The sequence below is a fragment of the Rhodococcus aetherivorans genome, assembly GCF_025722975.1.
Lineage (GTDB): Bacteria > Actinomycetota > Actinomycetes > Mycobacteriales > Mycobacteriaceae > Rhodococcus > Rhodococcus aetherivorans.
The window spans coordinates 4,157,687-4,171,091 of record NZ_CP106982.1 but is presented as its reverse complement, the minus strand read 5'-3'; the positions used below and the strand labels follow the sequence as shown (position 1 = coordinate 4,171,091).

14 protein-coding genes are annotated in these 13,405 nt (G+C 69.4%); 13 read left to right on the top strand and 1 reads right to left on the bottom strand.

From position 1 onward, the window contains the following. Positions 1-11: 11 nt before the first annotated feature. The 4 genes from thrB to prfA all read left to right on the top strand — a co-directional run bounded on the left by thrB (position 12) and on the right by prfA (position 4,858). Positions 12-941, top strand: a complete 930-nt coding sequence (gene thrB / locus OCS65_RS18855; protein WP_029542933.1) for a homoserine kinase — start codon at positions 12-14, stop codon at positions 939-941. 356 nt (positions 942-1,297) lie between these two features. After that, complete coding sequence (gene rho / locus OCS65_RS18850) at positions 1,298-3,292, top strand: transcription termination factor Rho (RefSeq protein ID WP_006944379.1); 1,995 nt, start codon at positions 1,298-1,300, stop codon at positions 3,290-3,292. Positions 3,293-3,433: 141 nt separating this feature from the next. Further along, positions 3,434-3,667 (top strand): 50S ribosomal protein L31, encoded by a 234-nt coding sequence (rpmE, locus tag OCS65_RS18845; RefSeq protein WP_006944378.1) that lies wholly within the window; start codon positions 3,434-3,436, stop codon positions 3,665-3,667. 111 nt (positions 3,668-3,778) lie between these two features. Further along, positions 3,779-4,858: a peptide chain release factor 1 gene (prfA, locus tag OCS65_RS18840; protein ID WP_006944377.1), complete on the top strand. Its 1,080-nt coding sequence runs from the start codon at positions 3,779-3,781 to the stop codon at positions 4,856-4,858. Positions 4,859-4,882: 24 nt separating this feature from the next. Here the strand turns inward: prfA and OCS65_RS18835 are convergent, their stop codons facing one another. After that, positions 4,883-5,353, bottom strand: coding sequence for a hypothetical protein (locus OCS65_RS18835; protein WP_006944374.1), 471 nt, complete (start codon positions 5,351-5,353; stop codon positions 4,883-4,885). Positions 5,354-5,472: 119 nt separating this feature from the next. Between OCS65_RS18835 and prmC the strand changes: the two genes are divergently transcribed. The 9 genes from prmC to atpA all read left to right on the top strand — a co-directional run bounded on the left by prmC (position 5,473) and on the right by atpA (position 13,368). After that, on the top strand, positions 5,473-6,393 hold the full coding sequence (gene prmC / locus OCS65_RS18830) for a peptide chain release factor N(5)-glutamine methyltransferase (RefSeq protein ID WP_029542938.1): 921 nt from the start codon (positions 5,473-5,475) through the stop codon (positions 6,391-6,393). A 36-nt stretch (positions 6,394-6,429) separates the two neighbouring features. Then, positions 6,430-7,092, top strand: coding sequence for an L-threonylcarbamoyladenylate synthase (locus OCS65_RS18825; protein ID WP_029542940.1), 663 nt, complete (start codon positions 6,430-6,432; stop codon positions 7,090-7,092). Positions 7,093-7,110: 18 nt separating this feature from the next. After that, on the top strand, positions 7,111-8,316 hold the full coding sequence (locus OCS65_RS18820) for an MraY family glycosyltransferase (protein WP_006944360.1): 1,206 nt from the start codon (positions 7,111-7,113) through the stop codon (positions 8,314-8,316). 62 nt (positions 8,317-8,378) lie between these two features. Continuing rightward, positions 8,379-8,795: a Cg1360 family ATP-synthase-associated protein gene (locus OCS65_RS18815; RefSeq protein ID WP_202917562.1), complete on the top strand. Its 417-nt coding sequence runs from the start codon at positions 8,379-8,381 to the stop codon at positions 8,793-8,795. 259 nt (positions 8,796-9,054) lie between these two features. Beyond that, on the top strand, positions 9,055-9,903 hold the full coding sequence (gene atpB, locus OCS65_RS18810; RefSeq protein ID WP_170914067.1) for a F0F1 ATP synthase subunit A: 849 nt from the start codon (positions 9,055-9,057) through the stop codon (positions 9,901-9,903). A gap of 89 nt (positions 9,904-9,992) precedes the next feature. Then, complete coding sequence (locus OCS65_RS18805) at positions 9,993-10,244, top strand: ATP synthase F0 subunit C (RefSeq protein WP_003935756.1); 252 nt, start codon at positions 9,993-9,995, stop codon at positions 10,242-10,244. Between the two features lie 10 nt (positions 10,245-10,254). Further along, positions 10,255-10,815: a F0F1 ATP synthase subunit B gene (locus tag OCS65_RS18800; protein ID WP_006944352.1), complete on the top strand. Its 561-nt coding sequence runs from the start codon at positions 10,255-10,257 to the stop codon at positions 10,813-10,815. A 5-nt stretch (positions 10,816-10,820) separates the two neighbouring features. Further along, positions 10,821-11,660 carry a F0F1 ATP synthase subunit delta gene (locus OCS65_RS18795; RefSeq protein ID WP_006944350.1) on the top strand — a complete coding sequence of 280 codons (840 nt, stop codon included), beginning with the start codon at positions 10,821-10,823 and terminating at the stop codon, positions 11,658-11,660. A 64-nt stretch (positions 11,661-11,724) separates the two neighbouring features. Next, positions 11,725-13,368 carry a F0F1 ATP synthase subunit alpha gene (atpA, locus tag OCS65_RS18790; protein WP_006944348.1) on the top strand — a complete coding sequence of 548 codons (1,644 nt, stop codon included), beginning with the start codon at positions 11,725-11,727 and terminating at the stop codon, positions 13,366-13,368. Positions 13,369-13,405 lie beyond the last annotated feature (37 nt).

Below are 13,405 nucleotides of genomic sequence, written 5' to 3'. Positions count from 1 at the left end.
GGAAAGACGACATGACGCAGACGCTGCCCGTAGGGATCTCCGTGACCGCCCGGGTCCCGGCCTCGAGCGCGAATCTGGGCCCCGGTTTCGATTCGCTCGGGCTGGCCGTCGGGTTGTACGACGAGATCACGGTCACCACAACCGCATCGGGCCTCGAGGTGCGCGTCGAGGGCGAGGGCGCCGAAGAGGTGCCGTGGGGACCGTCGCACCTGGTGGTGCGGGCGGTCGAGCGTGGCCTCGAGGCCGCCGGAGTGTGGGCCGACGGCCTGGACGTGTTGTGCCGCAACGTTATTCCGCACTCGCGCGGCCTCGGCTCCTCGGCCTCGGCGGTCGTCGGAGGCCTGGCGGCCGCCAACGGGCTGGTGCGCAAGGTGGCTCCGGAGCGCGTGCTCGACGAGGCGCAGCTCGTCCAGCTCGCCTCCGAATTCGAGGGCCACCCGGACAATGCCTCCGCCAGCATCCTCGGCGGCGCGGTCGTGTCGTGGAGCGAGTCGGTCGTCGGCGACGAACAGCGCACCTACCGCGCCGTGCCCCTCACGGTCCACCCGGCGATCCGGGTCGTCGTGCTGGTGCCGTCGTCGCGCTCGTCCACCGCGCACACCCGCGGGCTGCTCCCCGATCTGGTGCCGCACCGCGACGCGGCGTTCAACGTCAGCCGCGCGGCGCTGGCCGTCGTCGCCCTCACCGAGCGGCCGGACCTGCTGATGCCGGCGACGGAGGACCTGCTGCACCAGGCGCAGCGCGCCCCGGCCCTGCCGCTGACCACCAAGTGGATCGCCGCCCTGCGCGCGGCGGGCATTCCCGCCGCGGTCTCCGGTGCCGGCCCCACGGTCCTCGCCCTCACGACCGAGTCGTTCCCCGCGGACCTGCGCGCGGCCGCGGAGGCCGACGACATGACCGTGCTCGAACTCGACGTCGCGGACGGCGTGCAGGTCGTGTGAGCGAGCCCGAACCTCTCGAGTCGGGCGCGAACCCCCGGGCGACGCGCCCGGGGGCTTCTTCTTGCTCAACGTACAGTTCGTCGCTATTCTGTGCTTAGTCCGCACGTCGTGCGTTTCAGTCGCTGGCTTTTCCAGGGCATTCACTCCAGATCCATCGGGGCGATCGATCCTGGATCGATCCTCACCTGACCTCGTTTCGGGGAGATGGACCGACCGCACCTGCCGGAGGATGGCGTGATGGCGGACGTGCCGACCGTTCGATCCGTGAACACGTACGGCAATCCCAGATCGACGCAAGATCTGCGGAACGAACCCTCGACTCTGCGTGGCGCGAGTGAGGGAAGGAAAGGATCTCCGTGACAGATACGGACCTGATCGCTACGCCTGTTCTCGATACCACGGATTCGTCCGCGGGAGCGCAGGCCACCGATCCTGCACAGACTGCACCGCGTGCCGGTGGGCGGCGTGGCGCCGGTCTCTCCGGCATGGTGCTGGCCGAGCTGCGGACTCTCGCGGCCGAACTCGGCATCAAGGGAACCTCCGGGATGCGCAAGGGCGATCTCATCGCCGCGATCAAGGAGCGTCAGGGCGGCGGAGCCGCCGAGACGGCTCCTGCGCCGGAACAGCCGGCCCGGCCCGTCCGGGCTCGTCGCGCCCGTGGTGCCGCCCAGGACGCGGCCCCGGCCGACACCGCCGCCCCCGCCGCCGAGCCGGCCCAGGCGCGGCCCGCCGCGACGACGGCGCCCGAGCAGCCCGCCGAGGCGGCGGAGCAGCCCGCCGACGGCGAGGCCGAGGGTGGCCGCCGGGGTCGTCAGCGTCGCGGTCGCCGAGGTGGCGACCAGGCCGCCGAGACGACCACCGCCGAGGCCCCGAAGGACGCCGCCGAGGCGCGGACCGACGAGAAGCCGCGCGCCGAGGAGAAGACCGAGGAGAAGGCCGAGCCGTCCGACGGCGGTCGGCGCGAGCGCGGTCAGCGCGACGGCCAGCGCGACCAGCGCGACGGCCAGCGCGACCAGCGCGACCAGGGGGAACGCCGCCGCGAGGACCGTGGTCAGGGCCCCCGTCAGGACGGCCGCGACGGCCGGGGTGGCGAGGACGACGAGGACGGCCGCGGGCGCCGCGGGCGCCGCTTCCGTGAGCGTCGTCGCGGACGTGACCGCGGCGAGGCCGGCGGTGACACACGCGAGCCCGAGATCCGCGAGGACGACGTCCTGCAGCCGGTCGCCGGCATCCTCGACGTCCTGGACAACTACGCGTTCGTCCGGACCTCCGGGTACCTGGCCGGCCCCAACGACGTGTACGTCTCGATGAACATGGTGCGCAAGAACGGCCTGCGCCGGGGCGACGCCATCACCGGTGCGGTCCGCGTGCCGCGCGAGGGGGAGCAGGGCAACCAGCGCCAGAAGTTCAACCCGCTGGTCCGGCTCGACACGGTCAACGGCGGCGACGTCGAGGCCGCCAAGCGCCGCCCGGAGTTCAACAAGCTCACCCCGCTGTACCCGAACCAGCGGCTGCGGCTCGAGACCACCCCGAACATCCTGACCACCCGCGTGATCGACCTGATCATGCCGATCGGCAAGGGCCAGCGTGCCCTGATCGTCTCGCCGCCTAAGGCCGGCAAGACGACGGTGATGCAGGACATCGCGAACGCGATCACGACCAACAACCCCGAGTGCTACCTCATGGTCGTGCTGGTGGACGAGCGGCCCGAAGAGGTCACCGACATGCAGCGCTCGGTCAAGGGCGAGGTCATCGCCTCGACCTTCGACCGGCCGCCGTCGGACCACACGTCGGTCGCCGAGCTTGCGATCGAGCGGGCCAAGCGGCTCGTCGAGCAGGGCCGCGACGTGGTCGTCCTGCTCGACTCGATCACGCGCCTCGGCCGCGCGTACAACAACTCGTCGCCGGCGTCGGGCCGCATCCTCTCCGGTGGTGTCGACTCGACCGCCCTGTACCCGCCGAAGCGGTTCCTGGGCGCGGCTCGCAACATCGAGAACGGCGGCTCGCTCACCATCATCGCCACGGCCATGGTGGAGACGGGTTCGACGGGCGACACGGTGATCTTCGAGGAGTTCAAGGGCACCGGCAACGCCGAGCTCAAGCTCGACCGCAAGATCGCCGAGCGGCGCGTGTTCCCGGCGGTGGACGTCAACCCCTCCGGTACGCGCAAGGACGAGTTGCTGATGAGCCCCGACGAGTTCGCGGTGGTGCACAAACTGCGCCGCGTGCTCTCCGGTCTGGACTCGCACCAGGCCATCGATCTGCTCATCGACCGGCTCAAGAAGAGCAAGAGCAACATCGAGTTCCTCCTGCAGGTGTCGAAGACGGCACCGGGAGCGCTCGACGACTGATCGCCGCGGCAGCGGCGCCGCATGCCCGGGGGCGGAATTTCTTCCCCCGGGCATGCGTTTGGCATAATCGAACAGCTCAGTCCGGTCCCGGTTCACGTCTCCGATCCGCGGAGGCGACCCGGCGGCCACGAAAGGGACACCATGAAGGCAGGAATCCACCCGAACTACGTGACGACCACCGTCGTCTGCGGTTGCGGGAACACGTTCGAGACGCGCAGCACCGCAGAGTCGGGACGGATCACCGTCGAGGTCTGCTCGCAGTGCCACCCGTTCTACACGGGCAAGCAGAAGATCCTCGACACCGGCGGACGCGTCGCCCGCTTCGAGGCCCGCTACGGCAAGCGCGACACCAAGAAGGCTGCTGCCGACAAGTAGCTGTCTCGCCGACGCCCGGTTCTGTCTCAGCAACAGACCGGGCGTCGGCCTTTTTCCATCCCGATCCGGGCGCGGCACGGATCGGCACGACGGACGAGTGGAGCGAATCACATGGCGGGGCAGACCAAGCCGTCGGCCATCGACGACATCCTGGCCGAACACGCCGGTCTCGAGCAGCAGCTGTCCGATCCGGCGCTGCACAACGACCCGGCGACGGCCCGCAAGGTCGGCAAGCGGTTCGCCGAGCTCGCTCCCGTCATGGCCACCTACACCAAGCTGCGGGCCGCGCGCGACGATCTCGAGGCCGCGCGTGAGCTCGCCGCGGACGACGCCGCCTTCGCGACCGAGATTCCCGCCCTCGAGGAGCGGGTGAGCGAACTCGACAAGGCACTCACCGACCTGCTCGCCCCGCGCGATCCGCACGACGGCGACGACGTGGTGCTCGAGGTCAAGTCGGGGGAGGGCGGTGAGGAGTCCGCGCTGTTCGCCGCCGACCTCGCCCGCATGTACATCCGGTACGCCGAGCGCGCCGGCTGGCGCGTGGAGGTCCTCGGCGCGACCATCTCCGACCTCGGCGGTTACAAGGACGCGACGCTGTCGATCAAGTCGAAGAGCGATGTGCGCGACGGCGTCTGGTCGCGCCTGAAATTCGAGGGGGGCGTGCACCGCGTCCAGCGTGTCCCCGTCACCGAGTCCCAGGGCCGGGTGCACACCTCGGCGGCCGGCGTGTTCATCTACCCCGAGCCGGACGAGGTGGAGGAGGTCCAGATCGACGAGTCGGACCTGCGCATCGACGTGTACCGCTCCTCCGGCAAGGGTGGTCAGGGCGTCAACACCACCGACTCGGCGGTGCGCATCACGCACCTGCCCACCGGCATCGTCGTCACGTGCCAGAACGAGCGGTCCCAGCTGCAGAACAAGGCACGGGCGATGCAGGTGCTCGCCGCGCGGCTGCAGGCCGCGGCGGAGGAGGCCGCCGAGGCGGAGGCCTCCGCGGGCCGGGCCAGCCAGGTGCGCACGGTGGACCGCTCCGAGCGCATCCGCACCTACAACTTTCCCGAGAACCGGATCACCGATCACCGCATCGGCTTCAAGGCCCACAACCTCGACGGTGTGCTCGACGGCGACATGGACGCCCTGCTCGACGCCCTGGGCAAGGCCGACCGGGAGGCCCGGCTCGCCGCGGAGTGACGCCGTGAGCCGGGCCCCGGGCGGCTACTGCGCGGTCTCGCCGGGTTCGTCGCCCGGATCGTCGTCCCCGGGCACCTGCGAGATGTCGATGCCGGGAAGCAGGAAGCAGCTCTCACCCTTCGCGTTCTGATGCGGTCCCCACACGGCGGACACGACGGTGCCCGGCCCGGTGTTCAGCAGCGCGACCGGGACGTCGCTGCTCTGCGGTGTCGCGGTCAACGAGGCGCCCCCCGTCTGCCAGGTGGCCGTGTTGACCCAGCCCACCTGACCGTTCTGCGCCTTCTGCTCGCCGACGGCGAAGAACAGCCGACCCTCCTCGAGGGCGTCGCTGTCCGTCTCGGTCACGCTGTGGATCGGCGCGACGTAGCTGCAGAGCAGCGGCGTGGGTTGGACGTCGATCGGCGATGCGGAGGCAAGTCCGGGCGCTGCGAGGCTGCCGGCGGCTCCGAGCGCGACGACGGCCGCTGCCCGAACCGCGAATCCCGACTTCGTCACAGGAAGATCCTTCCGTAGTTCCGTAGTGCTGCCTGACACGGACGATCTCGATCATGCCGCAGACCGGATGCGTGACCTGTCCGTTTCCGTGTGGTGACCGGCATGGCAGTCTGTACGCCGTGACTCGTCAACCCCTGCGCCTGGCGATCCTCGAAGCGGTGTCGGTGCTCGAGGAAGCCGGTGTCCCCAGCCCGCGTGTGGACGCCGAGCTGCTCGCCGCGCATCTGCTCGGCATCGAGCGCACCCGTCTCGGGCTCGTGCCGCTCGTCGACCCCGCCATGGTCGACGCGTACCGCGCGATGATCGCGCAGCGTGCCAAGCGGATCCCGCTGCAGTACATCACCGGCAGCACGGGGATGGGTGAGATCGACATCGAGGTCGGCCCCGGCGTCTTCGTCCCGCGGCCCGAGACCGAGCTGCTGCTGGCCTGGGCCCTGGCGTACCTGGAAGGACTCCAGGAACATCCGCCGGTGGTGCTCGACCTGTGCACCGGCTCGGGCGCCCTCGCATTGGCCGTCGCGCACGCCCGGCCCGACGCGGTCGTCCACGCCGTCGAACTCGAGCCCCACGCCCTGGCGTGGGCGCGGCGGAACGCGGAACGCTGCGCGGCGGCGGGGGACACGCCGATCCTCCTGCATCAGGGCGACGTGACGGACCGCAACCTGCTCACCTCGCTCGAGGGCCGGGTCGACATCGTGGTGTCGAATCCGCCCTACATTCCCGAGGGCACCGACCTCCCGCCCGAGGTGATCGAGCACGACCCGCACTCGGCGCTGTTCGGCGGTCCCGACGGGCTGTCGGTGATCAAGCCGATGGTGTCGAACATTGCCCGCTGGCTGCGGATCGGCGGTGCCGTCGGCGTCGAGCACGACGACACGAACGGTGCCCAGGTCGCGGAGCTGTTCGCGCAGCGCCGCGTGTTCGGTGACGTGACCGAGCACCCCGATCTGGCGGGCCGGCCGCGGTTCGTCGTCGCCCGCCGGGTGCCGACCGACGTGGAGGCGCGGCGCGGCGGATCCCAGGGCGGGACGGGTGTGTGATGCCGGACACGTTCGCGGCAGTGGAAGGATGAACCCGTGAGCACCGTCTACGACTGCAGTCGCCCCGATTCCCGCGCCGCCGGTCTGACCGCCGCCAAGGGTGCGCTCAAGGCCGGACGGCTCGTCGTCGTGCCCACGGACACGGTGTACGGGATCGCGGCGGATGCCTTCGACAGCGATGCGGTGACCAGTCTGCTGCGCGCCAAGGGCCGGGGCCGGGACATGCCGGTGCCGGTGCTGGTCGGCTCGTGGAACACGATCGACGGCCTGGTGAACACCGTTCGTCCGCAGGCGCGGGAACTCATCCGTGCCTTCTGGCCCGGCGGTCTCAGTCTCGTTGTGCACCAAGCTCCCTCGCTCGCATGGGACCTGGGGGACACGCGCGGCACCGTGATGCTGCGCATGCCGTTGCACCCCGTGGTGCTCGAGTTGCTGCGCGAGGTGGGCCCGCTGGCCGTGTCGAGCGCGAACGTCTCCGGCCGTCCGCCGGCCACCACGGTGGACGAGGCGCGCACCCAGCTCGGCGGGTCTGCGAGCGTGTACCTCGACGGCGGACCGGCCGAACACGCCGTCGCCTCCACCATCGTCGACCTGACCGCCGACCGGCCCCGCGTGCTGCGCGAGGGCGCCGTGGCGGTCGAGGACATCGCGGAGGTGCTGGGCGAGGACCCGGCGCAGCTGCGTGCCGGCGGGGAGTGACGGCGGGGACCGGGCGAAGTGACTGCCGCCGACACGGCATCCCTGGTGCTGGCCCAGTCGGGCCGCGGCGCCGGCGTGCCCATCCGTGAGCTGCTGCTCGTGCTCCTCACCGCCGCGGTCGTCACCTTCCTCTCGACCGGGGCCGTGCGGATCGCCGCGATCCGGTTCGGTGCCGTCGCGGTGCCCCGGGACCGCGACGTGCACGTCCAGCCGACGCCACGGCTCGGCGGCGTCGGCATGTACATCGGGCTGGTGGCGGGCCTGCTGTTCGCCCAGCAGCTGCCGGCGCTGACCAGAGGCTTCGAGTACACCCCCGACATGGGTGCGGCGCTGGTGTCGGGCACCATCATCGTGATCGTCGGGATCATCGACGACCGTTGGGGACTCGACGCCCTGACCAAGTTCGTCGGGCAGGTCACGGCGGCGGGCGTGCTCGTCGTGATGGGCGTGAGCTGGATCGTCATCTACGAGCCGTTCGGCGGCAGCACCCTCATCCTCGACCAGTTGCAGGCGGGGCTGTTCACCGTGCTGGTCGCGGTGGTGATGATCAACGCGATGAACTTCGTCGACGGCCTCGACGGGCTCGCGGCCGGCCTGGGACTGATCGCAGCCGTCGCGATCTGTGCGTTCTCCGTCGGGCTGTTGCACGACCAGGGCGGCGACGTCAGCGCGTATCCGCCCGCCCTGATCGCCGCGGCCCTCGCCGGCGCCTGCCTCGGCTTCCTGCCGCACAACTTCCAACCGGCCCGGATCTTCATGGGCGACTCCGGATCGATGCTGATCGGCCTGATGCTGGCGGCGACCTCGACGAGCGCGTCGGGACGCATCCCCCTGGCCGCCTACGGCACCCGCGACCTGCTCGGCCTGCTCTCCCCGCTGATCCTCGTCGGGGCTGTCATGTTCATCCCCATTCTCGACCTGCTGCTGGCGATCGTCCGGCGCACCCGGGCCGGGGTCAGCCCCTTCAGTCCCGACAAGATGCACCTGCATCACCGGTTACTGCAGATCGGGCACTCGCACCGCCGGGTGGTGCTGCTGATCTACCTGTGGGTCGGGGTGCTCGCGTTCGGGGCCGTCGGCTCCTCCCTGCTCGACCGGCGGGCCGTCGTGCTGCTCGTGGCGGGCGGACTGGTGTTCGCGCTGGTCGTCACGGCGGTGCCGTCGCTGCGTCACGAGGACGCCGACCGTCCCCGGCGACGCTGGGGCCGGCGCCGGGTCCGTTAGGCTTGATTCCCGTGACCTCCCCGGATCGGCCCCTGCCCGCCCTGCCCGACTCTTCCGCGCCGATGCGCGCCGCCGTCCGCTATGGCGTGCTCGGACTGATCGCACTGACGGTCGTCGCGACGGTGATCGGCGGCCTCGTCGCCGGCCTGCCGGGCGTGTGGGGCGCGCTGATCGGCGCGGCCGTGGGAGGGGGGTTCATTCTCTTCACCGCTCTCGGCGTGCTGCTCACCGCCCGGCTCCCGGCGACGACGGCGGGCGCGGTGCTGCTGGGCACCTGGCTGCTCAAGTTGATCCTCGCGATCGTGGTGATGATGCTGCTCAAGCCGCTCGATTTCTACGACAAGGGTGCGCTGGTGCTCACCATCGTCTTCGCGCTGCTCATCGTCCTGGGGGCCGAGACCTACGGTGTGCTGTCGCAGCGGGCGCTGTACGTGGAGCCTGCCGGTAGCGCTGAGCAGGGGAACAACGACGAGCGGTAGTACCGCCGTTGTCAATGACCTGGCGGTACGGGCACCCGCCTACACAACGTCGTAGAAGTGTTGATAAGGTCGTCCCAAGCGAGTGCGACTGCCTGCGATTCCGGAGGAGTCGAGTGCGGTTGTGCCCTCGCAGGCGGTCGTGTTCGAATGGCCGCCGAGTCGACGAGAGTCGCCGACACCGACAGACGCTGGCCCCGATCGGGAGCCGACAGCAGCTGGCGAATACGCGAGCCGACCTGGTCGACTTGTTGGATCGTCAATGTCCGATCGAACCGCAGACGGCAATGCCTGCGGCCGACTACGGGAGAGAGCGCTGAGCGTCACCACCTTGGCTGCCGGAGAATTCCACGCGCCGTCACTAGCCGATTTCTTCCCCCCAGCAGTTCTGTTCGAAGGCACCCCCTTCGAAATGGACCGCCTGATGCTCATCCGCGTCGTCGTGGCCGTGCTCGTGGCGCTGTTCTTCGCGCTCGCGATGCGCAGCCCGAAGATTGTGCCCCGCGGTGTGCAGAACGTCGCCGAGATCATGATCGACTTCGTGCGGATCAACATCGCCGAGGACATCCTCGGCAAGCAGCAGGGCCGCCGATTCCTTCCGGTGCTCGTGACCATTTTCTTCCTCGTGGTCGGTCTCAACCTGACGTCGGTCATCCCGTTCCTGAACATCTCGTCGAACGCGCGCATCGGTATGCCGATCGTGCTGGCCGCGCTGGCCTACGTCGTCTTCAACTACGTGGGCATCAAGAAGTACGGGTTCTTCCGCTACGTCAAGAGCAGCATCGTCGTCCCGAACCTGCCCCCCGCGCTGCACGTGCTGGTCATCCCGATCGAGTTCATCTCGACGTTCCTGCTGCGCCCGTTCACGCTCACCATCCGTCTCATGGCGAACATGCTGGCCGGCCACATCATGCTGGTGCTGTTCTTCAGCGCAACCCAGTTCTTCTTCTTCAGCTCCGAAGGCGCGATGAAGATCTTCGGCATCGGCTCGCTGATCGGTGGCGTCGCGTTCACCTTCTTCGAGCTGCTGGTGATCGTCCTGCAGGCGTACATCTTCTCGCTGTTGACGGCGGTGTACATCGACCTGGCGCTGCACGCCGAAGAGCACTAGCGCGCCGACCGGCACTACCCACACAACACACAGACTGACTCGGTTGCCGATCCCCGGGGCCGAGCCACAAGAAAGGGAATGGAACACCAATGAGCGTTGCGCTTCAGGCAGTTGACGTCCTCGCCCAGACGGAGAGCACCATCAGCGGTCTCGGTGCGGTCGGCTACGGCCTCGCGGCCATCGGCCCCGGCATCGGCATCGGCATCGTCGTCGGCAAGGCGATCGAGGGCATGGCCCGCCAGCCCGAGATGGCCGGCCAGCTGCGCACCACCATGTTCCTCGGTATCGCGTTCACCGAGGCCCTGGCGCTGATCGGTATCGTCGCCGGCTTCATCTTCTGATCTGACGACCATGGCTGACAGCATCCTGTTGCTCGCGGCGGAGGCGGAGGACCAAAATCCTCTGCTCCCCGCGACGTATGACATCGTCTGGTCGCTGGTCGCCCTGATCATCGTCGGGCTCGTCTTCTGGAAGTACGTGCTTCCGCTGTTCCAGAAGGTGCTCGACGAGCGTTCGGAGCTGATCGAAGGCGGCATCAAGAAGGCCGAGGAAGCTCAGGCCGAGGCAAAGGCCGCGCTCGAGCAGTACCGCGCGCAGCTCGCCGAGGCCCGCACCGAGGCGGCGCAGATCCGCGAGGAGGCCCGTGCCCAGGGCCAGCAGATCATCGCGGACATGAAGGCCCAGGCCCAGGAGGAGAGCGACCGCATCGTCGCTGCCGGTCACAACCAGCTGCAGGCCCAGCGCCAGCAGATCGTGACCGAGCTGCGCGGCGATCTCGGACGCACCGCCGTGGATCTGGCCGAGAAGGTCATCGGGGAGTCCCTCTCCGACGACGTCAAGCGTGCCGGCTCGATCGACCGCTTCCTCAGCGAGCTCGACTCCCTCAGCGCTGACTCTGCATCCCGAAAGTGAGCACCATGTACGCAGCAAGCCGTGAGGCACTCGCTCAGACGCGTTCCGCGCTGCAGGGCGCGTTGGCGTCGAGCACCGCATCCGCTGCCGCGGGTGCCGCAACTGCAGCTGCGGCGCAGGCCGGCTCCGAGCTGTTCTCGGTGGTCGAGGTGCTCGACGATCAGCGCACCCTGCGGAGTGCGCTGGCCGACGCCTCGGCCCCGGCAGCCGGTCGGCAGGCACTGGCCGAGCGGGTCTTCGGGAGCAAGGTCTCGCCCGTCACCCTCGCGACCCTGAAGGCGGCGGCCGGGCAGGACTGGTCGACCCAGTCCGACCTGACCAACTCCCTCGTTCAGCTGGGCCGCGAAGCCCTCCTGTCGGCGGCGGCGGACCAGAACCAGCTCGACACCGTCGAGGACGAGCTGTTCCGGCTCGGTCGCATCGTGGCCGGCAACGCCGAACTCGAACAGGCCCTCTCCGATCGCACCAAGCCGCTGGCGGCCAAGCGGGAGTTCCTCTCGCGTCTGCTCTACGGCAAGTCCACGGCGATCACCGAGGCCCTGGCCGTGCAGGCCGTCGGACGGCTGAAGGACAAGGCCCCGGCCGACGCGTTCGACGCACTGTCGAACCTCGCCGCCACCCAGCGGGACCGCGCCGTCGCCCACGTGCGCAGCGCGGCACCTCTCAGCGCGGCGCAGGCCGAACGGCTCACCGGTATCCTGACCAGAACGTACGGGAAACCGGTCACGGTGCACGTCGAGGTGGTTCCCGAGCTTCTCAGTGGATTGGTCGTCCGGGTGGGCGACGAGGTCATCGACGGCACCGCCGCGGGTCGACTCGCCGCAGTGCGCAAGAGCCTCACGTAGTCCACTACCGAACACACACACATAGCGATCTTTTCGAAGACCAGATACCGAGAGCAGGAAGAACATGGCGGAGCTGACGATCTCCTCCGACGAGATCCGTAGCGCGATCGACAACTACACCGCGAGCTACTCCCCGGAGGCCTCCCGCGAGGAGGTCGGCGTGGTCGCCGACACCAGTGACGGCATCGCGCACATCAGCGGTCTGCCGTCGGCGATGGCCAACGAGCTGCTGGAGTTCCCCGGCGGTGTGCTGGGCGTGGCCCTGAACCTCGACGCCACCGAGATCGGTGCCGTCATCCTCGGCGACTACCAGGACCTCGAAGAGGGCCAGGAAGTCAAGCGGACCGGCGACGTTCTGTCGGTGCCGGTCGGCGACGGCTACCTCGGCCGCGTCGTGAACCCCCTGGGCCAGCCGATCGACGGCCTCGGCGACATCGAGGCGACCGAGAACCGGGCCCTCGAGCTGCAGGCCGCGACCGTGCTGCAGCGCCAGCCGGTCGAGGAGCCGCTGCAGACCGGCATCAAGGCCATCGACGCGATGACCCCGATCGGCCGCGGCCAGCGCCAGCTGGTCATCGGCGACCGCAAGACGGGCAAGACCGCCGTCTGCGTCGACGCGATCCTGAACCAGAAGGCCAACTGGGCCTCCGGCGACCCGAAGCAGCAGGTCCGCTGCATCTACGTCGCGATCGGCCAGAAGGGCTCCACCATCGCGGGCGTCAAGGCCGCCCTCGAGGAGCACGGCGCGATGGAGTACACCACCATCGTCGCGGCCCCCGCCTCCGACTCCGCCGGCTTCAAGTGGCTCGCCCCCTACACCGGCTCGGCCATCGGCCAGCACTGGATGTACCAGGGCAAGCACGTGCTCATCGTGTTCGACGACCTGACCAAGCAGGCCGAGGCGTACCGCGCGATCTCCCTGCTGCTGCGCCGCCCGCCGGGACGTGAGGCCTACCCGGGCGACGTGTTCTACCTGCACTCCCGTCTGCTGGAGCGCTCGGCCAAGCTGTCCGACGAGCTCGGTGGCGGTTCGCTGACGGCCCTGCCGATCATCGAGACCAAGGCCAACGACGTCTCGGCCTACATCCCGACCAACGTCATCTCCATCACCGACGGCCAGGTCTTCCTCGAGTCCGACCTGTTCAACAAGGGCATCCGCCCCGCCATCAACGTCGGTATCTCGGTGTCCCGAGTCGGTGGCGCCGCGCAGACCAAGGGCATGAAGAAGGTGTCCGGCTCGCTGCGTCTGGAGCTCGCGCAGTTCCGTGAGCTCGAGGCCTTCGCCGCCTTCGCCTCCGACCTCGACGCGGCCTCGAAGGCGCAGCTCGAGCGTGGCCAGCGTCTGGTCGAGCTCCTCAAGCAGGACCAGTACTCCCCGGTCGCCGTCGAGGACCAGATCGTGTCGATCTACCTCGCGGGTGAGGGCGTCTACGACTCGGTTCCCGTCGGCGACGTGCGCCGCTTCGAGGCCGAGCTGCTCGAGGACCTGCACCACAGCGCCTCGGGCGTCTACGAGCAGATCGCCGGCGGCAAGGCGCTGACCGACGACTCCGCGTCCGCGCTGCTCGCCGCGACCAACAAGTTCAAGGAGGGCTTCATCGCCTCCGACGGAACCCGCGTCGTGAACGAGGCCGAGGCCGAGGCCCTGGGCGCCGACGAGGTCGAGCAGGAGCAGGTTTCCGTCAAGCGCACCACTGTTCGCAAGTGAGCGTGGAGACCATGACCCAGCGTCCTGTGAAGGGAGT